The following is a 23,922-nucleotide window of genomic DNA, read 5'->3' as shown; positions in this document are numbered from 1 at the left end:
CTATGCTTAGGAAGCATATAAATTATAAATTCGTAGTCATGCTTAGCTGTATATTCCTGATTGCTTCGATGCCATTACATGTTCTGGCGGATGAAACGAATGGAACAGACGAAGAAAGTAATCAAAAGGCAGGAAATAGTGTAGATGGCGAATATGATTCAAAAGATGAAGTTATTTATGGCAAGCTAGATGCCAGTGGAGAAACGGACGAAATGTATGTGGTCAATACCTTTCATGTAACAAAAGCGGGTAAATTGGTGGACTATGGAAACTACACAAATATCCGAAATTTGACGGACTTGACCGATATAACGATGCCGTCAAACAATAAAGTAGCGTTTGAAGCGACAGAAAGTGAGTTTTATTATCAAGGGGAGCTGGAGAATAAAGCCCTACCTTGGGACATTTCAATTCGTTATTTATTGGATGGGAAAGAGATTCAACCCGAGTCGTTAGCCGGAAAGAGCGGCGAGGTGGAAATCCACATTCAGACAAGAAAAAATGACGAGGTTGATCCAGTTTTTTTCAATTACTATATGCAACAAGTTAGTGTCACGCTTGATCCATCTAAATTCAGTGACATCGTAGCTCCTAAAGGGATAAAAGCGAACGAAGGGAAAAATCAGCAAATTACATTTTCCATTTTACCGGAAGAGGAAGAAAACTTTATTATTACTGCTGACGTAACGGAATTTGAACTCCAGCCGATTCAAATAAACGCATTGCCTGCAAATATCGCCATCGACGACCCAGATTTTAGTTCGATGACAAGTGAATTTAAATCTTTAGCTGATGCTATTGCGCAGTTACATTCCGGTACTGCACAATTAAACAATGGCATATCTGATTTGAATGCAGGTGTCTCTGAGTTAAGCAGCGGCTCAACGGAATATCGCAATGGGATTAACGAATTAAATCAACAATCAGATGCGCTTGTTAATGGGTCTGGAGAAATTAAAAAAGCTTTGGGACAAATCAATCAAGCATTGAATGCAGGAACGGAAACTCCTGATTTAAGTGAAATCAAACAACTTCCAAAAGGCCTTCATGAACTTGCGAGTGGATTGCGTGAAGCGTCGCAAGGGATTAAGCAATTAAAAGGAAACTATGAGCAAGCTTATGGTCATTTAGCTAAAGCTATTCAAGCTATTCCTGACGTGGAATTAAGCGATGCAGATATAAAGGCATTGAAAGAAAGTGACCTTGATGAGGAAACGGTCAATCAACTGATTGAACTATCCAAAACTGCCAAAAATGTTAAAAAGACTTTCGCAGAAGTTCAAAAAGCTTTTGATGCTATCCCTGCAACGTTGGATGAAATTATGAAGAACTTAAAAACTACGGCCGATGAAGTGGACACCACGGCAGAAGAAGTGAAAAAAGGATTGCAGGACTTTGATCCGGAACAGCAAATAGAACAATTGCAAAACGGAATAGCTGCGTTGAATAAAGAATACAATGGGTTCCATTCAGGTGTTGTGGCTTATACAGAAGGTGTTGGATCATTAGCAACTTCTTATCGTAAATTAGATAATGGCATCCAATCCCTATCCGGCAACATTCCATCACTTGACCGGGGGGCAAGTGAATTGGAAGAAGGTGTAAAAGAACTAAAGGATGAAACAAAAGATTTACCTGGTGAGGTAGAATCAGAAATCGAAGAAGCGTTAGAGGAATTTGATTACTCGGATTTTAAACCTGTTTCATTTGTGTCTGAGAAAAATAAGAAAATCGAAGTCGTTCAATTTGTCCTGCAAACCGACAGTATTGAAATGCCGGAAGAAGAGGATGAAAACACAGATGAAAAAGTGGAGAAGAAAGGTGTTTGGCAACGATTTTTAGATTTGTTTGGATTGTAGGGTAGTATGTTGATGTTTTGTTGCATTTAAATAAATATGAACTTGAAAACAAGAAAGCCGTATGCTAGCCGATAAAAGGTGTAGCATGCGGCTGTTTGTATGGAGGGGGTTATCACTGGCTGAAAACTATCCTTATACCGATGGATGATCCTGGCCGTGGATTTCTCGCACCATGGCTTTTTCCTTTTTAGGAGGCTGAAGAAACAAAGCAAGTATAAATCCAATAAGTGCGAGGATCGCGCTCCCGATAAATGCCCATTCAAAACCGGCAATTTCTGCTAAGTTTCCTGCAGCACTTTCCGGAACCCCTTCAGAAGGTACATACAGCTTCGTGCCCATCGATGTTAATGTAACTAACAAAGCAGTCCCAATCGCTGCAGAAATCTGTTGCATCGTATTTGCGAGTGCGGACCCATGGGAGTACCATTTGGGCGGTAATTGATTAAGTGCTAATGTCATGACTGGCATCAATGTAAGTGACAAACCAAACATGCGAATCGCGTACACGATGGTTAAATACATAAATGACGTCTCCGGTGACAGGTTTGTAAAAAAAGATGTAGTTACAGTCACAATGCCAAGACCGAGTAATGCAAGCCATTTACCGCCATATTTATCAAACAGTTTACCGGTAATTGGCGACATGATTCCAATTACAATTGCACCGGGCAAAAGCATCAACCCGGATTTCAGCGGGGAGAAACCGAGTGCTTCTTGCATGAATAAAGGAAGTAATGTTTCCGCACCGATAAGGGAGACTAGCACGACCATTGTTATCGTGATCGCCAGGGTAAACATGCGAAATTGAAATACCCGAAATTCCAGCATAGGTACTTCCAGTTTCATTTGCCTCCAAATAAACAAACTAATGACAAGGATACCTATAATGATGGAACTAAGTACAATTGAACTGCCCCAGCCTCTTTCAGAAGCGATACTGAAGCCGTATAAAAAGAAACCAAAACCGACTGATGACATGATGATCGACAGAACATCTATTTTTGGTTTGCGCAGTTCGGTCACATTTTTTAGAAATAAGGCGGCGATAATAATCGTAATGCCTACAATCGGTAGCATCGTCAAAAATAAAGCGTGCCAATTAAAGTGAACAAGCAGCCAGCCGGATAAGGTCGGTCCGATTGCCGGTCCGAAAGCTATGACAATTCCGATCAACCCCATTGCCGTTCCGCGATGTTCCACAGAAATAATTGCCAAAAGAACTGTCATCAATAATGGCAGCATAATTCCTGAACCAGACGCTTGAATAATACGCCCTAGTAAAAGAACAGAATAAATAGGTGCCAATGCTGCAACAAGAGTACCTGTTCCGAACAAACCAATGGCTGTCAAAAACAGTCCACGTGTCGTAAAACGATCAATGAGAAATGCGGATATCGGAATCATAATTCCATTTGTCATTAAAAAAGCTGTCGTCATCCACTGCACCTCACCACGTGTAATGGAAAAATACTCCTGTATGGAAGGCAGCGCCGTCGCCAGCAATGTTTCATTCATAATCCCCATGAATGCTCCAGTTAATAAAGCCGCAATCATAAGGCCTTTTTGTTTAGTGGGCAAATCCCAATTTACATTTGATGCTCCGCTTGTGTCACTCACATCGTTCACTTCCTTTTTAGCTAAAATCGTATAATAATACACAATAACATCTTAATGCTTTCAAGTATAGATAATGAACTTAATATAATACGAAAAGGTGAACGACAGCGTGTGGTGTAATTGTACGGCTTGTTTTCTTGCTAGGTCAGAAAGTATAAAATTTTGGCGCATAGCTGTCTAGCTTAAGCGCCCAGCCCCTCGAGGTCTTAAGCAATAACTCTTCGTGACAAAAACCGTCACTACGAATTCTTGCTTAAGCTATGCCTGAGGCTGACCAGGGCGCTTGCGCTTTTCTTGACTTTCCAGCTTAATAAGTATAATATTTCTAATGGTTCATTTTTGGACTGTTTACTTTTGGACAAAATGGTTTCGATAAAACTTTAACAATAGACCGTTGAATTACTTTTGAAAAGCAGGTGAAGATATGGATAAAAACGGTAGTCAAATAAATCGGCCAATGGCATTGATGCAATCATTTTGGAAGCTGCAGAAATCGATTATGGGGCAAGTTAAACAGACAGCAGCGGACAATGATTTATCGGTACCGCAATTTGCTATCCTTGTTCAGATGCAGCATAAAAAGCAGATCGCTCAAAAAAACTTGCAGGAGCGGACACATTATCCGAAAAGTACATTAAGCCACGCGATCGAGAAGTTGGTTCAAGCGGGGCTTTTAAACCGCACTCATGCAGAAGGCAATCGGCGGGAAATGGAACTTGCGCTAAGTGATGAGGGAAAGGTATTGGTCGATGAATTGAAGGCACAAGAACACGGTGTCCATGAGCGATTCAAAAATGCCGTCCATTCATTTACAGAGGAGGAGTTTAACGATTTGATCAATATGCATCACCAAATCGCAACTTTTTTTGAAGGTGGTGGAACAAAGTGATTGCTATTCTTAAAAGACTAGCCCCTTATAAATGGTTACTTGTGTTCGTATTTGTCCTCGTCTTTGCTCAAGTCATGTCGAATCTTTTATTGCCTACATTGATGGGGAACATAGTTGATAACGGTGTCGTTGAAGGAGATATTCCATATATTTGGAAAGTTGGCGCGTTAATGCTTGGTGTAGCCGCACTAGGTGTTGGTGTAGCTGTTCTGGCTAGTTATTCTGCATCGAAAATTGCCATGGGGCATGGACGCGATATTCGCAGGGAAGTTTTTCGTCATGTCCAGAAATTTGCCTTTCGCGAATTTGACGAAATTGGAACAGCGTCTCTTATTACTCGAACAACAAACGATATTACACAAATCCAACGGGTGATGATGATGTTACTGCGCATGGTGATCATGGCACCATTTATGATGGCAGGTGGAATCATTATGGCGGTTTCCAAAGACCCGAAACTATCACTTGTCGTTCTTGGAGTGATGCCTTTTTTAGTTGTTGCCATTGTCCTTATTTTGAAAAAGGGAATGCCACTATTTAAAGCGGTCCAGAAACGACTGGATAAACTTAATTTAGTAATGCGCGAAAACTTAACCGGAGTACGTGTTATTCGAGCTTTTAATAAAGAAGATGTCGAATCAGAACGATTAAATAAAGCAAACACTAATTTGACTGATGTTACGATTAAAGTGAATAAACTGATGGCTTTTGTTATGCCACTTATGATGCTGATGATGAATTTGACGGTTGTTGCGATTATCTGGTTTGGTGGCATCCGTATTGAGAGTGGCAATATGCAAATTGGCGATTTGATGGCATTTATTCAATATGTTATGCAGATCATGTTCTCTCTTGTTATGGCGTCCATGATGTTCGTTATGTTGCCGCGTGCTGCAGTGTCGGCAAATCGTGTTAAAGAAGTGCTTGATACCACTCCGTCGATTACAGATAAAGATACAAGTGATCCCATAAAAGAAACAAAGGCAAAAGGGACACTGGAATTTGATCACGTCACATTTCACTATCCAAATGCAGAAGAGCCCGCAATTGCTAACGTTAATTTTCGTTCAAACCCAGGGGAAGTAACAGCAATCATCGGGGGAACAGGGTCAGGTAAGTCAACACTGCTAAATTTGATTCCACGGTTTTATGATGTTACGAAAGGGACAATTCGCATCAATGGGATCGATGTTAAGGAAGCATCTCAAGCAGAGGTTAGATCTAAAGTAGGACTCGTTCCACAAAAAGCATTTTTGTTTACGGGGACAATTGCTGAGAATATTCGTTACGGCAATGACGAAGCTACCATGGAAGACATTCGCTGGGCTGCAGAGGTTGCGCAAGTGGATGCGTTCATTTCTGACATGGAACATGGGTATGATACAAGACTTGATCAAGGAGGAACCAATTTATCTGGTGGACAAAAACAACGTCTCGCGATAGCAAGAGCCCTTGTCAGACGTCCGGATATATATTTATTTGATGACAGTTTCTCCGCTCTTGATTATAAAACAGATGCCAAGCTCCGTCAGGCATTAAAAGAAGAAATTACGGATGCATCGATCGTGGTCGTCGCCCAAAGAGTCAGCTCTGTCATGGATGCAGACCGAATTATTGTGCTTGACGACGGACATGTAGACGGTATTGGCACCCATGAGGAACTACTTGAGTCGAGTGCAACGTACAAGGAAATTGTTACGTCTCAGTTCGGGGAAGAGGGGATCGCATGAGTAAACAAAACAAAAAACCACGTAAATCATTGGGTATATTAATGCGCCTCCTCCGTTATCTTGCTCCACGAAACAAACGTTTAATTGTTGTACTTTTTGCTGTTATTTTGAGTACCTTTTTTACTATTTTAGGTCCTAAAGTAATGGGGGATACAATAACAGAAGTGTTTGAAGGTGCTTATGCACAATTGACTGGTACCGGTGAAGGGATTGACTTTGTTACCGTTGGAAAAATGCTTCTCTTTCTAGGGGCATTGTACTTGTTCAGCAGCCTGTTTACTTTTGTTCAACAATATCTAATGGCAAGTGTGGCACAAAATACCGTTTATGATTTACGGGAAGATATTTTCACTAAGTTGAAGAAGCTTCCATTGAAGTATTATGACGGTCACAGTCATGGAGACACATTAAGTCGTGTAATCAACGATATCGATACGATTGGTAATACATTGCAACAAAGTATTACCCAGTTTATACGTTCGATGGTAATGATAATCGGTATTACAATCATGATGTTGACGATCAGCCCATTATTGACGCTTATTGCTTTTGTCAGCATCCCGGTATCTTTGTTTGTCATTAAGCCTTTTTTAACGAGATCCCAAAAGCATTTTGCCGACCAACAAGATACACTTGGGAAATTAAACGGGCATGTTGAGGAAATGTACACAGGGCATCAGGTTGTAAAGGCATTTGGTCAAGAAGCTAAAGCGCAGCATGAGTTTGATGATGTAAACGAAAAATTATTTCAGGCAGGACGTCGTGCACAGTTTATTTCGGGGATTATTATGCCTGTGATGACGTTTATCGGAAACTTAAGCTACGTTTTAATTAGTATTGTCGGTGGTATACTCGTCACCCAGCGGACAATTTCCATAGGGGATATTCAGGCATTTATCACGTATACAAGGGAATTTAATCAACCGATTAACCAAACAGCGAACATTGCAAATATCATTCAGTCGACAATTGCTGCAGCTGAGCGGGTATTTACGCTGCTTGATGAGGAAGAAGAAGTCTTAGAGACAGCTTCAGGAAAAGTCGCACAAACAAAAGGAGCGGTTTCGTTCAATCATGTTGCATTTGGTTATGATGAAGCATTGTTAATGAATGACTTGAATATTGATGTGAAACCTGGACAAACGGTTGCTATCGTTGGACCAACCGGTGCCGGAAAAACGACATTGATTAACTTACTGATGCGATTCTATGAAATCAGCAGTGGCTCAATTAGCGTTGATCGTACAGATATTCAGTCGATGTCACGACATAAGCTGCGAGCACAATTCGGTATGGTGCTACAAGATACATGGCTCTTTAACGGTTCAATTAAAGATAATATTGCTTATGGAAAAACCGGTGCATCCGAAGCTGAAGTGATTGAAGCGGCTAAGACGGTTCGAGCGGACCAGTTTATTCGTACACTTCCAGACGGATATGACACGATGTTGAACGAAGATGCCACCAATATATCCCAAGGACAAAAACAGCTGATTACAATTGCCAGAGCAATATTAGCTGATCCGCCAATCATGATCCTTGATGAGGCGACATCTAGTGTGGATACCCGGACAGAAGCTTATATTCAGGCAGCGATGAACAAAGTAATGGAAGGTAGAACGAGCTTTGTTATTGCCCATAGACTTTCTACGATACAGGACGCCGACAATATCTTGGTCATGGACCAGGGGGATGTTATCGAGCAAGGCACACACGAAGATTTGCTTCAGCAAAAAGGATTTTACGCTGACCTGTATTATAGTCAGTTTGCTGGTGAAGAGGCCGGGTGAGCGAGGCCTTCACTCCAGGAAATGATAAAGTTCTGACGTGAAGTAGGGAGAAATCTCTTTACTCAAATGGTATAATAATAGGGGAAAGTCAGAAATGAGGTTGGTGTATCTGATGGAACGGTATCTATTTAAACTGAATAAAGAATTGATGGATCTACAGGCCATGGAGATGGATGAGGCGCTATGTACATTTTTCCAGCAATTGCGTATAAATGATGAGCCATTTGAAATAGAAAATGATCAAGGAATGAAAAGGAAATTTACGATTAATTGGGACGAAAAGTTATTGCAGGGCAGGGGAATTAAAGGCTTTTTTGCCAAATATGATGCAGCTTATTTATGGATTACCTCTACGAAGGAGCAACAAATTCTAGTAGAAGCACAAGAAGCAGTGACAGCGGATGGTCAATTGCATAACCGAGAACATGCGGACGCTGTGCTTCGGGAACTATCCGGATTTATGAATCATAAAGATGCGTGGTTTCAACTCTATCAATCTGCAGAAAAATTTCAATTGAATCCGGACGATAATCAGTTGATCTGTCAGCCGTATATTCGGGAAATGGAGCCGTTTGAATATCAAAATCGAACAGTGAAGGCCGTACTAAGTCGCTTTAAAGGCCGGGTGATGCTTAGTGATGAAGTTGGACTTGGGAAAACAGTGGAAGCCGGTATGGCCATGCTCGAATATATAATGCGTGGTCTCGCTCGGCGAATTTTGATATTAGTTCCGCCATCGCTTGTTCAGCAATGGGAAAACGAGATGAAAAGAAAGTTTAATCAGGACTTCGTACGCGCCGATCATCCCGAGTTTAAAAAAATGGGAGATGCTGCTTGGGGGCATTATCAAAAAGTCATTGCTTCCATCGATACTGCGAAACGGAAAAATCATCGTACGGCGATTAGCGAACAGTATTATGATTTGGTCATTGTGGATGAAGCCCATCACTTGAAAAATAGGCGAACACAAAAATGGCAATTTGTTAATGCGATTAATAAAAAATATATTTTTCTTTTGACCGCAACCCCGGTACAAAATCATCTGGAGGAACTGTACAATCTAATTACTCTTTTAAAGCCGGGGCAGTTAAGCACCTATAGCTATTTTCGGAAGAATTTTGTGGATGGAAAAGAAGGCATTGAAGCAAAAAATGTGGACAGGCTGAAACAATTATTGGCAGATGTGATGATACGCAACAAACGAAGCAATGTGGATGTAACGTTCACCAAACGAACAGCGTATACGAAAACGGTACAGGTTCCGGAGCGGGAAAAGGTGTTGTATAACCATTTGAGTACATATATTCGCAACAACTATGAACGGCAGCATAGTGTGTTAAACCGTTTCAGACTGAAAAAATTACAGGAACAAATCGGCAGCACGATTACGGCAGTCATCCCGTCGCTGGAAGGGCTAGTGACGAATGAAAAATTATCCGCTTTTGACCGAAAAGCAATAAAACGATTTTTAGATGAGGCACGGGCGATCGTTGCTGATGGTGACGCAGGGAATGAAAAGGCAAAAGAAGTGGCAACTATTTTGCAAAACTTTGACGGGAAAATGATTGTTTTTACTAAATTTACTTCCACCCAGCGGTATTTGAGTGACTTCCTGAAAGATAGCGGTTTTAACGTTGCTGAATTCCATGGGGGTTTACGCCGCATAGAAAAGGAAAAACAGATCACATATTTTCGTGAAAATGCGGATGTGTTAGTTAGCACCGAAGTTGGCGGGGAAGGGCGGAACCTACAGTTTTGCAATGGCATGATTAATTATGACCTCCCTTGGAATCCGATGGCCATTGAACAACGGATTGGCAGAATTCATAGGATCGGTCAAGAAAAAGATGTGTTTGTGTATAATCTGGTCACGGAAGATACGATCGAATATTACATTCTCGATTTGCTTGACCGCAAAATTAATATGTTTGAGCTCGTTGTCGGTGAGGTCGATGCTATTCTTGGTGATATGGAAGAAAAAGATGACTTTTCTGAGCAGGTTATGAAAGCTTGGGTTGATGCGGAGAACAGTGAAGAAGTTGAAGCAGAGTTAGATGAAATCGGTGAGACGATGCTGGAAAACAAGGAGAAATTAATTAAACAGCGAAATTTGGATGATACATTATTTTAGGGGGGACTGGATCACATGCAATTACAACAATTTGTAACGGAAACAGTTGAAAATCTGGGCGGTATGGTTATGCCGGTCGAATATGCATTATGTGATGTACTGATCCCGGAAACGTATGCTCCTTATTTCCAAAGTAAAACAGAACTCAAGCTGGCTTTTGATTTTGAAGTCGCACAGGAAAATCCCGATGCTGAATTTGTCACGTTTGGAAGTTATATACTGGAACAATTGCTAACCCTTGTGAACGAAGAAGCCAAAACGGCTATGCGCTATGCCGTGCTGGATCGGTTGGAACTTGGCAATCCGGAAAAAAAGATTGCAGCGTTTTTAGAAAACGAGCAGGGGAGATTGACGATTGAAACGGAAAGAACCGTGTTCGGTGTCTGGGCTGTTTTTCAATATGTTATTGCCTTTGTAGCGGATGAAAAAACGGAAAAGGCTAATCAAGTCTGGATGAATCTGCTTACAAATGAAGTTGACGATGTAATGAAACAAGAACAAAACAGAATCATGTATGAGAAAAAGGAAACCCATACTTATCCAATCCCCGGTATGCTTGATATAAATCGTGCCCTCCAGAAAGCAACGACACATGTGAAGGAAGTAAGTGAACAACATCAACGTGACCAAACCGATGAACGGGAAATTGCTAAGGATATCGAGCGAATCAACAACTATTACGATGCACTTCTTGGTGAAAATGCGAAACGTGCGAATCGGAAGGGATTGAGTGAAGATAAGCAAAAGGAAATCTATGCCAAAGCAAAAACGATTAAACTGGAGCGCGACAAGCAACTGAAGGAAATTTATAATAAGGCAAATGGGGAACTGGAAATTAATCTTCATCATGCTATTCTATATTTTGTGCCCCTCTTGGAATATACCGTAAACAGCGAGTTTAAAGGAAATAAAAAGCAATGGACCATTTTTTATAATCCAATAACGAAAGGGTTTTTTTCGGGTGAATTGATTGAGAAAAATAAATAAAAAGTAGACCATAATTTAGGGCTACTTGAAGAAATACTTGCATGTTCACTTTTAACTTCGGAGAGCAGTGTAGTTGTAAAATTTCGCTGCTTCTCCAGGGACATGGTATTTTATATATTTACCTGGATCGGTTGTTTGACCGACTTTTTCCTTATCTGACATGTGAAAATTTCCAAGTTGCAAATTTTCCATCATGTAATTTATCTTTAAATTATCCGGGTGACCATTCGGATGTAATGCTTTTAGTTTAAGTAATGTCTTCGCTTTTTCTTCGTATTGAAAATAACATCCAACTATTAGTGAATTGGTGTGCAAATAAGGACTGAGCTGTTTCATTGGCAATGTACGGTGGAATAATGAATATTCGTTAAAGGAATAGCTATCGATTAAGTAATCAATTGAACCATGTTTAAATGGTAAATTCAAACCACTGTTTAAGACATACAATACGTGTAAGTCTGGTTGGGTTTGATCAATTTTTGTTTTTAACATTTTCAGCATTGAAAGGGTACTTCCAGTAAAAATATAGCGGGCCTCCGGATCTAAATCAGCCGCATATTTGTTTAAGAAGACATATGTTTCTACGTTCGTTTCCACTATAATTTTGTTTTTTAAAGGTTGTTTGAGAAGCTGTTCTTTAATATATAATCCGGCTTTTTCACTTATGCTGATAAAACTAGATTGAACAGTTTTTAGCATTTCAATGTCATAAATATAAAAAGGGTTGAAGGAATCCTTGTTTAAATGTTCTGTAATCACAATACCTTCCTGAATTTTCGCGGAGTAATCACAGACAGAACACGACAGATCGCCGGTTATTATTCGCTGGCCTTTTGTATTAACGTTTTGTAACTCCAATGCTTCCTGACAGGTAGGACAGTATAACAGCGAGATAAAATCAAAAGCCATTCCCGTCGTTTCCAACTCACCATATTGCTCATTATTAATTTCCGTAATTTTATTGGAAATGGCATTGATGGCTTGGTTTGTGTGTTCGACTTCCACGGTAAGTGATCTTTTCTTTTCTTCCAGCATTTGAATTAAAAAACCAACACCTTCTTTATTGGATAAAGAAGTGACCCTCTTAATGGCAAGTATGTTATTAATTTCCTGCAAGGTAAAATAGTAACTTTTTAATTCTGTAATCCACTTCATATCTTCCACACAAGTCGCATCAAATTCGTAATAATGATTCTTTTTCTTTGGTATAAGCAATCCTAATTCCATGTAATAACGGATCGTGTCAGTTTTGACATTGAATTTTTCCGCGAATTTTCCAATCAGCATAAGTAACCACCTTTCTCATTTTTATTATAAAGAAAGGGTGGAGTATACTCAATGGTTAAGGTAATCTTTCGTGAAATTAGGCCTTGCTATAATGTGGACTCCATTACTTAAAATATGTCTATATTGTGAAAAAAGGGGATAGTGAAGTTGGAAACGGTGACACTATGGGAAGAAAACGCAGCGTATAATAAAACATATCCACAGTTGGATACGAAGATAGATACAGATGTTGTCATTATTGGGGGAGGCTTTACAGGTATTTCGTCTAGCTATCACCTTCAGGAAAGAGGAGTTAACTCCGTTGTACTTGAGGAACATACAATAGGCTGGGGAGCAAGTGGAAGAAATGGTGGCATGTTAAATACCGGTTATAAGCTTTCGCCAGCTGAATTAATAAAAAAATTCGGTTTGGAAGAAGCAAAGAAATTGGATCAATATGCTTTAGATAGTAATGAAGCAGTAAGAGCTATTGCTGAAAAGCATCAAATCGATTGTGAAGTAAGGCAATGCGGTCATTTAGGTTTATCAAGAAAAGCTTCTAAAGCAAAAGATTTTGCGAAGTCTCAGGAATTGATTCAGAAGCATTTTAATCGTGAAGTTCATGTGCTGACAGGGAATGCTATTCAAGAGGAATTAAATTCAGATTACTTTAAATCGGCATATCTTGACCCATTAAGCTATCAATTCCACCCATTAAATTATGTGCGTGGTCTGGCGGAAGTGGCATATGAAAATGGGGCACGAATTTTCGAGAATTCAAAAGCACTTCATATTCAAAAAGAAGGTACGACTTTTATCGTTAAAACGGCAAAAGGGGAAGTTCATGCTAAAGAGCTCATCTATGCAACAGATGGTTATTCCGGAAAAATAACAAAAGAATTGCATAAAGGTATCTTTCCATTAGCCAGTTTCGTTATTGCTACACAGCCTTTAGACGAACGTTTTGTGAAAGAGCTTATTCCAAATAATCGTAATTTATATGACACAATAAATTTAACGAACTATTTTAGAAGAACACCTGATAACCGCATTATATTCGGAGGGTCAGGGATTGGATATCCGGCAAAGCCGAAATTTAAAGAAGAGTTAATCATGCTATTGACTTCAGCTTTTCCACAATTAAAAGGTACGAGAATAGATTATTTCTGGGGCGGTATCATCGGGGCTACAGTAGATAAATTTCCGGTTATTGGACGAACTTCCGATGGAGCCTATTATTCAGTTGGGTACACGGGTCACGGAGCTGCACAATCAACATTGCATGGTAAAATGCTTGCAAAATGCATCGTACAAGAAGATCGAATCAATACGGTATTTGAAGAAACTCCGTTACGTACGGTTCCGTTGTATCAACAGAAAAAACTACTTGTAACTGCAGCAAACCTATATTTTCGGATGATGGATAAATTAAGCTAGGTGAAACTTGTAAGTAATAGGTATGTATAGAAGACAGGCTTAGAAAGGGGTTTTAAAATGGCCATTGGTGAACTGCTTTTCACCGTGTTTTTTGGTGGTGTTATTGCACTTACTGGTATTATGACTAAGATTTTTATAGACAATGTATATAAACAATAAATTTCAGTGTGGAGGATTTTTTTATGATTTATACGGTTGGTGCGTTGGTATCTTTTGCAATATATATGTTAGTAGGCTTGATGGTTTCAAAAAAAGTTAAAAACTTGGAAGACTATTATGTATCAGGAAGGAATGCCCCAACATTATTAATAGTTGGGTCATTGGTCGCTTCCTATTTAAGTACCGTAGCTTTCATGGGTGACTCTGCCTTTTCATATGATGGTTATGGATTACCGATGCTCATTATGTCTATCTTTGTTTTGCCTGGTTATATTACAGGCGTTATGTTTTTCGGTAGGTATTTGCGCAGAAGTAAAGCATTAACATTGCCTGAGTATTTTGGGGACCGCTTTCAATCCAAAGGCATTAGGCAATTGGCGGCAGTTACTTTGATTATTGGGATTACCGCGTACTTGGTCGCAGTAACTCAGGGAGCTGGCTTATTATTATCAGAAATTACCGGAATGGATTATACCTTTGCACTCATTTTGATTACGGTTATTTTTACGGTCATTACCTTTTCTGCAGGGGCTAAAGGGGTATTAATTACGGATACGATTATGTTTTTCGTTTTTACTATCGCTACCTTTCTATCCATCCCTTATATTTTAAAAGCTGCAGGTGGTGTGCCCGAAGCGATTATTAATGCATCAAAGCTGTCTGAGAAACCCAATATTATGGCATGGCACGGGATCACAGGTGAAGGGGCATATATGGGTTCGTCCCTCGATATTTTGCTTTATGTTATTATTATTGGACTTGTTTGGGGATTTGTTATTGCCGTGAGTCCATGGCAAACGAGCCGTTATTTAATGGCAAAAAGTGAACATGTGGCACTACGTTCATCTGTGCTTTCTACTATCTTTTTGGCATTGATCTACTTATTTCTTCATATTACAATGCTTACGGTTAATGTTGTTAACCCGGGAATTGAGCCTTCAGAAAGAGTATTTATTTGGGCGGCAATGAATTTAATTCCGACATGGATAGGAGTTATTGCGGTTAGTGGTATTTTGGCAGCTGCATTGTCATCTAGTTCAACCTTTTTACAGTTAATCGGAAATAGTATTTCGAAAGATTTATTTCGAAGCACGTCCATGTCTGATGAAAAATTATTGAAAATAAGTAGATTTATGATGATATTGGTCGCTGCAGTCACCTTAGTTATTACACTTTGGCAGCCACCGGCTATTTTTTGGATTTCTGTATTTGCCGCTACTTTGTTTGCTGCATCATGGGGACCAGTTGCTTTTGCTAGTGTTTTATGGAAGAGAGTCACTAAAGTTGGGGCCTTTTGGAGTATCGTTGCTGGTACAGTAGGTGTTCTTGCGACAGAGTTATTAAAATTGGCTGGTATCTTAAATTTGCCGGTATACTTGAATTCTGCCGTGTTTGGAGGAATTTGTTCTCTTGCCGCTTTAATAATCGGATCTTTATTAACAAAACCAACAGAAGCTGAGTTGGCATATAGAGAAAAATTATTAGTCCTTCCCGAAGAAGAAAAGGATCCGGCAGAAATTCGTCGAACAAGAAAGTATCCAGCTCTATTAATTATTGCCGGGTTGTTCATGATTGTAGTCACTTTTGTTTTCTATTACATGCCTTTATATATGTAATGTGTAAGAGAAGTACTATTTCATCCAAGTGGTGGAATAGTACTTTTTTGCTTGCTCGAGGAGTCTTTCTTCACCTACATCACAAGCTCATTTTGATAGATCGGAAATCCAAGTGATCGAGCCAGTAAGCATTCATAATGAACTAGATTTTATCTGTGTTTCACACTACATATTACATTCGCAGGAAAGCTACTAACGATAAAAATAAAAGACACATATCCATTAGCCCTAGTACACACAATCACATTCATTTGTGAATAACATAATGTAAATTTCACGTAAACAAATGGAGGGTTGTGCATATGAAAATTCCAGCCCTATTGGCCGGGCCGATCATTCGTCGTGTCGAACCCGCTCGTGTTTATATTTGGATGGCTACAAGCTCCCCATTTCAAATAGGAGCGGATTTATATGAAATTAAACAGCACGAAACAAGTGAAATGGAATATAGGCAGATAAACACAATTACAAGAACAGAAACGGTGCAAACGGGCGAGTACATGTTCATTCATTTATTGAAAGTCATACCCGAATTAGGGATGTTCCCTACAGATATGTTAATTGGCTATAATCTTCTCTTTTCTACAAGGTCAGATCAATTTGACTTAGAGAGCCTCAACCTACTTTCTCCTGAAAATCCAAACAATATCACTTATGGCAATTTAAAATATCCGTCTTTTTTTATTCAAAGAAATAAACCGAGCCATCTTTTGTATGGATCATGCCGAAAACCGCATAGTCAAGGAAGCGATGTATTAGCATATGCTGACCAAACGTTGGAAGATACGTCATGTAATTTAAGTGAACGACCAAGTCATTTGTTTTTGATGGGCGACCAAATTTATGCGGATGACGTGTCGGACCCCCTTTTTTATGTGCTTTCTAATTGGGGAGAAATTTTGATGGGAAATGAAACTAAGCTGCTAAGTGGAGCCGATACTTCCTTAGTTAAGTCCGGTGCCAGAGATGGAAATGGTTATACGGAATTCTTGGCGGAAGTCGATAGAAGACTGAAAAATGAACCTTTTCCATCTGCGTTGAATCAAGTTCATGGCAGGCAATATATTATGGAAAACTTTTGTCAATTCACGTCACGAAATGCGGCAAATCATCTTATTAAATTTAGTGAATTTGCTACGATGTATTTGTTGACATTAAGTCCGGCCCTATGGGAAAGCATAGGTGGGGAGGACTCATCCTCAGCAATGAAGGTAAACACGGAAAAGCTATTTCCAACTTTTGAACAATTAATTGATAGGGAAGCTATTTATTTTAAGTACCCAGATGAGAAACCTTTTGAAAAAGAAAGGGCAAAAGAATTAAAAAAACATCGTAAAAGGTATGAGGAACAGTTGCAAGCGTTGCAGCTATTTTTAAAAGCATTGCCTCAAATGAGGAGGGTGCTTGCCAATACGCCAACATACATGATATATGATGATCACGATATCACAGATGATTGGAATATTTCGGCCGAATGGAAGGAGCGTGTTCATCGTGAACCTTTGGGCAAGCATGTCGTTGGGAATGGTTTAGCAGCTTATTGGCTTTTTCAAGGCTGGGGAAATGACCCAGATTCTTTTGATCATACTTTCATATATACGATGACGGACTATTTTAAAACCGGTTTTCAGAAAGGACCAATGTATGAAAAGTGGCTAGAGCAATTATGGGATTTCGAATATTGGTGTTTTGCAGCACCTACAAATCCTATAAGTCTATTTTTAGACACTCGAACGATGCGAGAATATGATATCTCTCCGCAACCGGTTCGAATTGGTCGCAAAATGGAAGAAGGTACAAAAGCGGCAGAGTTAATTAGTTTGGAAGGCTGGGAAAAGACGGAGGAGGTTTTAAAGAAAGGTAATTGGAATCATGGGGATGCGTTGATAATTATTTCACCAACTCCGTTATATGGCCTCGGTATTATTGAATCGTTTCTTTATAAGTATATTTATCCGTTCCGTATTCTCGGCATTCCGGTTCGGTATGAACTTGACTTTGAAGCATGGAAATACAATGGAAAAGGATTTAATCAATTTATTCAACAAATTGCTAACTGGCGTCCACGGGCTTGTTTTATTTTATCCGGAGATGTCCATTATGCAAATGCCGTTCAATCCCGGATAGCGTTTAGCGCTGGGCAGGAATTGGTTGTCAATCAATTCACGAGTAGCCCGGTTCATAATATGAGTTTTACCGGTATATGGGGGTTTCTGCTAAAAACAATCATATGGTTCAAGTCATTCAAGCGAAAAAAACGTACACTTTATCGTTGTTGTGATGAGGAAAATAATTTACACATGGAAAGGAAGCTTTCAACACATGATCCATCCCATCAATGGCGTGAAAAAATACAATACCTTAGCTCGGAGCATGGGGGTATTATTGAAACAAACAACAATATTGGACTACTGACGATTAATGAAGCATCTGTCCATAATAGACTATTAGTTGACGACGGTCGAAATGAAGTTAGAAGCGACAGTTGGAGTATCGACTGGGATATTGCTCAAAGCCCAGGCTGGACTGATAGTAGAAATAAATTAGTAGAATATGAAACGATATATTTAGATAAAGAGGAAGAGAAAGTTAAGAGGGGGATGTAGTCCCCTCTTAAATAAGTAATATATATCACAGTGAGTAAAGTTATACGTAGCTATTTCACTGTTTGTCGATCCCTGCATAATTGGTATATGTCTTGCCACGGCTGTAGCTTTTCAAAAGTGCTGCTTGCAGTAAATACATCGATGTCTGCTTGCTTTCTTCCTATAATTTGCATACCGACAGGATATTGATTATCGGCTAGACCGGCAGGAATGGAAGCAGCTGGGTGTCCGGTAAAGTTTGTAAAGTAAGTCATGCACCAGCCGATTAAAGGATCAACATCAATCCCGTTGATTTGCGTTGGCCCCTTCGTTTCGCCATCCGTAGCATTTTCTACAGGTAAACATGCTAATGTCGGTGTAATAATCAGATCATAATCTTGAAAAACATTTTCCATAGCATCATAAATTTCCGTGCGAATAATTTGGTCTCTAATATGATCTGTTGTTTTCATTTCGTAGGCATGCTCTAGCCAGTAAATAAACTCGCCAGGTAAATCATGACGGAAATCTTTCAGAAGATCGAGGCCTTGTTGTTTAAAACCCTCAAAAGCTCCAACGCTTGCAGCCATTATCATACGTGACCAAAGATCACTTAATTCTTTCTGATCTCGGTTAATTCCGAAGGTCACTTCTTCTACATGTGCGCCCGCTTCCTTGAAAACTTGGACGGCTTTTCCGACAACACTTTTTACTTTTGGATCGACCGGATAAACATCAAAGTCGGGGCTGTAAGCAATTTTCCAACCTTTCATCGGGCGGTTCAGAGCACTCAAATAATCCACACTATCCTGTAAACTCATTGGATCACTAGGATGATACCCGCTTAGCGTGGTCATCCCGATAGCTGCATCTTCAACGGTTCTAGTAAGGGTACCTTCATATAAAAATGGGTTTAGTCCTCCAAAGGCATTGGGACGCATAACTAAAGGAACTCGTCCATAACTTGGTTGGTAACCGAACACACCACTCCAAGAAGCTGGAATACGAATGGATCCCCCACCATCGGTTCCTTCCGCAATGGGAATTAATCCGTCTGCGACAGCTGCCGCACTTCCACCTGAAGAACCCCCGCTATTTTTAGATAAATCAAAAGGATTCTTCGTTGGTCCAAATAATGGATTGTCACAAGCACCACGAAATCCCATAATGGGGCTGTTTGTTTTTCCCACAATAATTGCACCGGCCTGTTCCACTCTTTCCGCATACATACAATAAAAGTCGGCAATGTTATCCTTTAATGCAGGTATTCCACCAAAAGTGGATGGCCATCCCGGTTTGAAGTCAAATAGATCTTTAATAGCAGTGGGAATACCGTGAAGTAAACCAAGATCTTCTCCGTTCATCACTTTTTGTTCGGCTAATAAAGCACTTTCCCTTGCTTCATCTAGGCCTAAATAAACAAATGCATTTGTCTCGTCGTTTCTGCTTTCAATCTGTTTAATCGTGAAATCCATTAATTCCACTGGAGAAATTTCTTTGTTGGCAATTAGTTGGGACAGTTCTTTGACAGTGCGATAAGCTAGTGTTTCATTTGTCATATAAATCCCCTTTCCAACGATTTTATAACATTGTAACAGAATTTTTAGAATAATGGTACATATTTCTGTGGAAGTTGGTATTAATTGATTATGTTTTAGTGACTATTATTTAATTTAGTGGACAAAAAGTTGTATTAGGAATTCGAATGATGGATATATATCGCCATCCATCTATAATAAGAAAACTTACAATTGAATAAGTTTTATCAATGCGTTACCTTAATAGTAAAGGAGACGATTTTATGGGGATTAACATAGAGCGAGTAAAAGAAAAACATAAGGCGCTGGCTGATATCGGAGCACTTCCAGACGGAGGGGTATCCAGGCTTGCTTTAACAAAAGAAGATGCAGAGGGACGTCATCTACTAAAAAAGTGGATTACTGATATCGGCGCCGATTTTCGTATGGATGATTTGGGTAATATGTACGGTTGGATTCCAGGCACGAAACGAAGGGAGAAGCCGGTCGTCGTCGGTTCTCACTTAGACTCTGTACCATCGGGTGGCACGTTTGATGGGGTGATTGGCGTGTTGGCGGGTCTGGAGATTATGACCCGATTAAAGGAAGAAGGAATTGAGTCGAAGATTCCCTTTGCGTTGGCGAACTTTACAAACGAAGAAGGAGCGCGTTTTCCAATATCAATGATTGGCAGTGGCGTATTAAGTGGAAAGTATACGAAAGAAAAAATGGAAAGCCTGACTGATAAAGATGGTATTTCAATGGGGGAGGAATTACAACGTTTTGGGTTAGCGGGAGAAGCGTCCAATCGCTTAACAGATGTGGAAGCTTTTGCGGAAATTCATATTGAACAAGGTCCTATATTGGAAAAAGAAGAAAAAACGATTGGAATAGTCAATGGTATCCAAGGGTTGTCGTGGTACGAAGTGCAAGTGGTAGGTGAGTCCGACCATGCGGGTCCGACACCGATGAAAATAAGAAAAGATCCGCTGATAGCGGCAACGAAAGTCATTCAGTCATTACACCAGTGGGTTTGTTCTTTAAATGATGAAACGACGATTACGTTCGGCTCATTATCTGTGAAGCCAGATGTAGTGAATGTAATTTCAGGGAAATTGACATTCACCATTGATATTCGCCATCCAGACGGAGAAATATTGGAAAGTCGGGAAAAGGAAATGCACGAACGGTTAAAAGCTGCCATGGAAACAGAACCTATTGATTCGTGGGAGATCAATCCGTTATCGAAAATGCTCCCTGTCGAGTTTCACCAACCTTTTTTACAGCAAATTGAACAAATTTGTAAAAGCAACGGATACACTTATCGACATATCGTAAGCGGGGCGGGACATGATGCAATGTATATGAATCGACTTGCTCCTACATTTATGCTGTTTGTGCCGAGTGTTGGCGGGAAGAGTCATCACCCTGCAGAAAAATCACATTGGGAGGATATTGAGGCAAGTATAAACGTTTTATATGATTGGGTGAAACAACAGATCGGTTAGATTAAAGGGGTTTTATGTTCCATTTACTCCACAATCAGGCCAAATGCAAGCAAATTTATAAGTATCGGGGTCCTTGAAAAAATCGAAACAGCATATATACGTTATTTTCGTATGAAGTGGTAAACTATATATGTACACTTTTTTTAATGGATCCAGTGTATAAACAGACCACAAGTCTAACATAAAATGCTTCATCGATAGGGTGAGTAAATTGAGAATGATTGATTTAATAGAAAAGAAACGAAATGGCTTTGAACTGAATAAAGCAGAAATCGAATTTATTATTATGGGATATACGGAAGAAAAAATTCCGGATTATCAGATGGCTGCTTTCGCAATGGCTATATTTTTCCAAGACATGACACAAGCTGAAAAAGTCTATTTAACCGAAGCAATGGTCGATTCTGGTGATACGATTGATTTATCGAAAATTAAAGGGATTAAAATTGATAAACATAGTACTGGCGGTGTTGGTGATACGACAACGCTAGTGCTGGCTCCCCTTGTAGCCTCGTTGGATATCCCGGTAGCAAAAATGTCGGGCAGAGGATTGGGGCATACTGGCGGAACATTAGACAAGCTGGAATCCATTCCCGGTTTTAACGTTGAAATATCTAATGAAGCATTTATAAATTTAGTGAATAAAAATAAAGTTGCTGTTATAGGCCAAACGGGAAATTTAACACCTGCCGATAAAAAAATATATGCGTTAAGAGATGTAACAGCTACCATTGATTCCATTCCGCTAATTGCTAGTTCGATCATGAGTAAAAAGATTGCAGCTGGAGCTGATAGGATCGTGTTGGATGTAAAAACTGGTAACGGTGCTTTTATGAAAGATTTAGGTCAAGCGAAAAAGTTAGCAAAAGCGATGGTCAGTATAGGAAATGGCGTTGGACGTAAAACAACTGCTATTATATCTGATATGAATCAGCCACTCGGTTGTGCAATTGGAAACGCGTTGGAAGTTAAAGAGGCAATTGATACGCTGAAAGGCGGGGGGCCAAATGATCTGCGTGAATTATGCCTCACATTGGGCAGTTATATGATCGTGCACTCAGGCAAAACAACCAATCTGGATGAAGCACGTAAATTGCTTGAAACGAACTTGGCAAATGGCAAAGCATTCGATACGTTTAAAACATTTTTGTCTGCCCAAGGGGGGGATGTATCCGTTGTAGATGACCCGACCAAATTGCCAACAGCGGCATTTATTATCGATTTACCATCTGAAACAGATGGATATGTGTCCGAAATAATTGCTGACAACATAGGTGTTTCTGCGATGATGCTAGGGGCTGGAAGAATTACGAAAGAATCCGAAATTGATTTGGCTGTAGGAATTGTGTTGCATAAGAAGATTGGTGATTATGTTAAACGTGGAGAACCAATTGTTACGATTCACAGTAACACGGAACAAATCTCTGAAATAAAGTCCCGGATTTATAATGCATATAAAATTGTAGATGAAAAGGTAAGTGCGCCAACGTTAATATACGATGTGTTTGAATAGCCTGCAATTATGCTTTACAAAGCAGGCTATTTGCAATTTCCCTTTATCGATTATAGCTGTCGATGCAGCGTTTATGTGCCGGTGTTCGGGAAAATGAATGTAGAAACAATTGCTTAGCACCAACGTCGGAAAGTATGTACACAGCTAAGCATTATCTGTGACATGAGAGGGCATCCCCTTCTATTATGGCGGATCTAAACAAACTAACTGGTGGTGGAAATCCCGTTATCATCAAACCGAACAGCTTCAGCATGACGGGCATCTATTGCTTTTCACATTAATTTTGCAATTTTTCTATTTCTCTGTGACTGAGGCCTGTCACTTTGGATATGTCGTCTATCGCAAAGCCTTCTTTTAACATAGAGGCAGCAACTTCCTTTTTACCAATTTCTTTCCCCTTTTCTTCATACGAAATCGGCAGTTCCATAATTTTTTCCATATCGGGTGATTTGCTAACCTTTTCCATCACAGTAGCCTCCTCCTTTTCATTTAATGAAAGATATCTTTCGAAAAAGCCATTAATAAATCGCATTTTGGCTTGGTTAAGTTCCATCCTGGACATCATACGGAGGAATTCAAATTTGACTTGTGCTTTTTCCTTTTCCGTGTAGCCCATCTTGCTCAATAAAGCAGCTGCCACGGGATTATTTGACTTGATGAAATCACGCCAGTTTTTTTGTCTTAACTGGAGGGTCAAAAAGTTGAATCTCAATACGTGGAAGAAGGGAAACGTCATATTGAATGTGTTCGATTTATCGCGCTTGTCGTCATAGCTAAAAACAGCGATCGGAACAATGGGTTTGCGATATTTGTTGTATAGCATACTGAAATAGTGATACATCCGTTCATGAAAGTCGGGTTGTATATAGCTTTGGGGTTCGATGTGAATGATCAGAAGTGTATTTTGATCTTTCAATTTTGTTTCCATTACAATGTCAAGGCGTCTAGTATTCCCTTCATGCAAATCCGTAAAAACCTCTTCCGATATCGGCGTCAGATGTTGGAAATCAACATGCTTATAAACCATTTTAACACACCCTTTTAGTGGCATGAAGTCAAAACAAGGCGTGTCATCTATAGATAGTATACTACAAAGCCTAACAGGGAACGAGAGTTCTATACCAATTCATGATTTAATTGTCCTTGAACGTTTGCGTTTCTTGTTATTGTAAGACAATGAATGGTATAGTAATTAGCGCTATTATGGTCAAGAACTTACGTATCTATTTCATGTTCAATTGAACAGCAACTACATTCAAAGCATAGTACGATTTTATACTCCAAAATCATTACCATTTTGAATGCTTGGAAAGATCCT

Annotated in this window: 15 protein-coding genes; 11 read left to right on the top strand and 4 right to left on the bottom strand. The window is 39.7% G+C overall.

Annotated elements, in window-relative coordinates:
• Nucleotides 1-2: 2 nt before the first annotated feature.
• The gene (locus ACLIBG_RS07340) at nt 3-1,859 is read left to right on the top strand and encodes a YhgE/Pip domain-containing protein (RefSeq protein WP_439312106.1); all 1,857 of its coding nucleotides are present in this window, start codon (nt 3-5) and stop codon (nt 1,857-1,859) included.
• 132 nt (nt 1,860-1,991) lie between these two features.
• Here ACLIBG_RS07340 and ACLIBG_RS07335 read toward each other — a convergent pair whose 3' ends face one another.
• Nucleotides 1,992-3,476 carry an MDR family MFS transporter gene (locus ACLIBG_RS07335; RefSeq protein ID WP_439312105.1) on the bottom strand — a complete coding sequence of 495 codons (1,485 nt, stop codon included), beginning with the start codon at nt 3,474-3,476 and terminating at the stop codon, nt 1,992-1,994.
• Nucleotides 3,477-3,900: 424 nt separating this feature from the next.
• On the opposite strand from ACLIBG_RS07335, the gene ACLIBG_RS07330 reads away from it, so the two are divergent.
• The 5 genes from ACLIBG_RS07330 (at nt 3,901) to ACLIBG_RS07310 (ending at nt 11,003) form a co-directional block, all read left to right on the top strand.
• Nucleotides 3,901-4,365: a MarR family winged helix-turn-helix transcriptional regulator gene (locus ACLIBG_RS07330; RefSeq protein WP_439312104.1), complete on the top strand. Its 465-nt coding sequence runs from the start codon at nt 3,901-3,903 to the stop codon at nt 4,363-4,365.
• A complete protein-coding gene (locus ACLIBG_RS07325) occupies nt 4,362-6,095 on the top strand; it encodes an ABC transporter ATP-binding protein (RefSeq protein WP_439312103.1) in 1,734 nt (577 codons plus the stop codon). The genes ACLIBG_RS07330 and ACLIBG_RS07325 overlap by 4 nt, the downstream gene beginning before the upstream one ends.
• Nucleotides 6,092-7,885, top strand: a complete 1,794-nt coding sequence (locus ACLIBG_RS07320; RefSeq protein WP_439312102.1) for an ABC transporter ATP-binding protein — start codon at nt 6,092-6,094, stop codon at nt 7,883-7,885. The genes ACLIBG_RS07325 and ACLIBG_RS07320 overlap by 4 nt, the downstream gene beginning before the upstream one ends.
• A 94-nt stretch (nt 7,886-7,979) precedes the next feature.
• Entirely contained in the window at nt 7,980-10,016 is a 2,037-nt protein-coding gene (locus tag ACLIBG_RS07315; protein ID WP_439312101.1) for a DEAD/DEAH box helicase, read from the top strand.
• A gap of 15 nt (nt 10,017-10,031) precedes the next feature.
• On the top strand, nt 10,032-11,003 hold the full coding sequence (locus ACLIBG_RS07310) for a hypothetical protein (protein ID WP_439312100.1): 972 nt from the start codon (nt 10,032-10,034) through the stop codon (nt 11,001-11,003).
• 51 nt (nt 11,004-11,054) lie between these two features.
• On the opposite strand, the gene ACLIBG_RS07305 is transcribed toward ACLIBG_RS07310, so the two are convergent.
• Nucleotides 11,055-12,290, bottom strand: coding sequence for a MerR family transcriptional regulator (locus ACLIBG_RS07305; protein WP_439312099.1), 1,236 nt, complete (start codon nt 12,288-12,290; stop codon nt 11,055-11,057).
• Between the two features lie 156 nt (nt 12,291-12,446).
• Here ACLIBG_RS07305 and ACLIBG_RS07300 point away from each other — a divergent pair, with 156 nt between their 5' ends.
• The 3 genes from ACLIBG_RS07300 (at nt 12,447) to ACLIBG_RS07290 (ending at nt 18,087) form a co-directional block, all read left to right on the top strand.
• Entirely contained in the window at nt 12,447-13,706 is a 1,260-nt protein-coding gene (locus ACLIBG_RS07300) for an NAD(P)/FAD-dependent oxidoreductase (protein WP_439312130.1), read from the top strand.
• A gap of 182 nt (nt 13,707-13,888) precedes the next feature.
• Entirely contained in the window at nt 13,889-15,481 is a 1,593-nt protein-coding gene (locus tag ACLIBG_RS07295) for a sodium:solute symporter family protein (protein WP_439312098.1), read from the top strand.
• A gap of 302 nt (nt 15,482-15,783) precedes the next feature.
• On the top strand, nt 15,784-18,087 hold the full coding sequence (locus tag ACLIBG_RS07290; protein ID WP_439312097.1) for a hypothetical protein: 2,304 nt from the start codon (nt 15,784-15,786) through the stop codon (nt 18,085-18,087).
• A gap of 50 nt (nt 18,088-18,137) precedes the next feature.
• On the opposite strand, the gene ACLIBG_RS07285 is transcribed toward ACLIBG_RS07290, so the two are convergent.
• The gene (locus ACLIBG_RS07285; RefSeq protein WP_439312096.1) at nt 18,138-19,625 is read right to left on the bottom strand and encodes an amidase; all 1,488 of its coding nucleotides are present in this window, start codon (nt 19,623-19,625) and stop codon (nt 18,138-18,140) included.
• Between the two features lie 242 nt (nt 19,626-19,867).
• Here ACLIBG_RS07285 and ACLIBG_RS07280 point away from each other — a divergent pair, with 242 nt between their 5' ends.
• Entirely contained in the window at nt 19,868-21,091 is a 1,224-nt protein-coding gene (locus ACLIBG_RS07280) for a Zn-dependent hydrolase (RefSeq protein WP_439312095.1), read from the top strand.
• Nucleotides 21,092-21,302: 211 nt separating this feature from the next.
• Nucleotides 21,303-22,604, top strand: a complete 1,302-nt coding sequence (locus ACLIBG_RS07275; protein ID WP_439312094.1) for a pyrimidine-nucleoside phosphorylase — start codon at nt 21,303-21,305, stop codon at nt 22,602-22,604.
• Between the two features lie 277 nt (nt 22,605-22,881).
• Here the strand turns inward: ACLIBG_RS07275 and ACLIBG_RS07270 are convergent, their stop codons facing one another.
• Nucleotides 22,882-23,631 (bottom strand): Rpn family recombination-promoting nuclease/putative transposase, encoded by a 750-nt coding sequence (locus tag ACLIBG_RS07270; protein WP_439312093.1) that lies wholly within the window; start codon nt 23,629-23,631, stop codon nt 22,882-22,884.
• Between the last annotated feature and the right edge of the window lie 291 nt (nt 23,632-23,922).

The organism is Virgibacillus sp. W0181, assembly GCF_051846915.1.
Taxonomy (GTDB): Bacteria; Bacillota; Bacilli; order Bacillales; family Amphibacillaceae; genus JBPYCR01.
The sequence above is the reverse complement of the archived record's forward strand: the minus strand, read 5'-3'. Positions and strand labels throughout refer to the sequence as shown.

Coding starts and splice junctions, on each gene's coding strand:
- ACLIBG_RS07305 (WP_439312099.1), bottom strand. CDS start 12,290: ATGCTGATTGGAAAATTCGCGGAAAAATTCAATGTCAAAACTGACACG.
- ACLIBG_RS07285 (WP_439312096.1), bottom strand. CDS start 19,625: ATGACAAATGAAACACTAGCTTATCGCACTGTCAAAGAACTGTCCCAA.
- ACLIBG_RS07310 (WP_439312100.1), top strand. CDS start 10,032: ATGCAATTACAACAATTTGTAACGGAAACAGTTGAAAATCTGGGCGGT.
- ACLIBG_RS07315 (WP_439312101.1), top strand. CDS start 7,980: ATGAGGTTGGTGTATCTGATGGAACGGTATCTATTTAAACTGAATAAA.
- ACLIBG_RS07270 (WP_439312093.1), bottom strand. CDS start 23,631: ATGGTTTATAAGCATGTTGATTTCCAACATCTGACGCCGATATCGGAA.
- ACLIBG_RS07280 (WP_439312095.1), top strand. CDS start 19,868: ATGGGGATTAACATAGAGCGAGTAAAAGAAAAACATAAGGCGCTGGCT.
- ACLIBG_RS07290 (WP_439312097.1), top strand. CDS start 15,784: ATGAAAATTCCAGCCCTATTGGCCGGGCCGATCATTCGTCGTGTCGAA.
- ACLIBG_RS07295 (WP_439312098.1), top strand. CDS start 13,889: ATGATTTATACGGTTGGTGCGTTGGTATCTTTTGCAATATATATGTTA.
- ACLIBG_RS07340 (WP_439312106.1), top strand. CDS start 3: ATGCTTAGGAAGCATATAAATTATAAATTCGTAGTCATGCTTAGCTGT.
- ACLIBG_RS07330 (WP_439312104.1), top strand. CDS start 3,901: ATGGATAAAAACGGTAGTCAAATAAATCGGCCAATGGCATTGATGCAA.
- ACLIBG_RS07320 (WP_439312102.1), top strand. CDS start 6,092: ATGAGTAAACAAAACAAAAAACCACGTAAATCATTGGGTATATTAATG.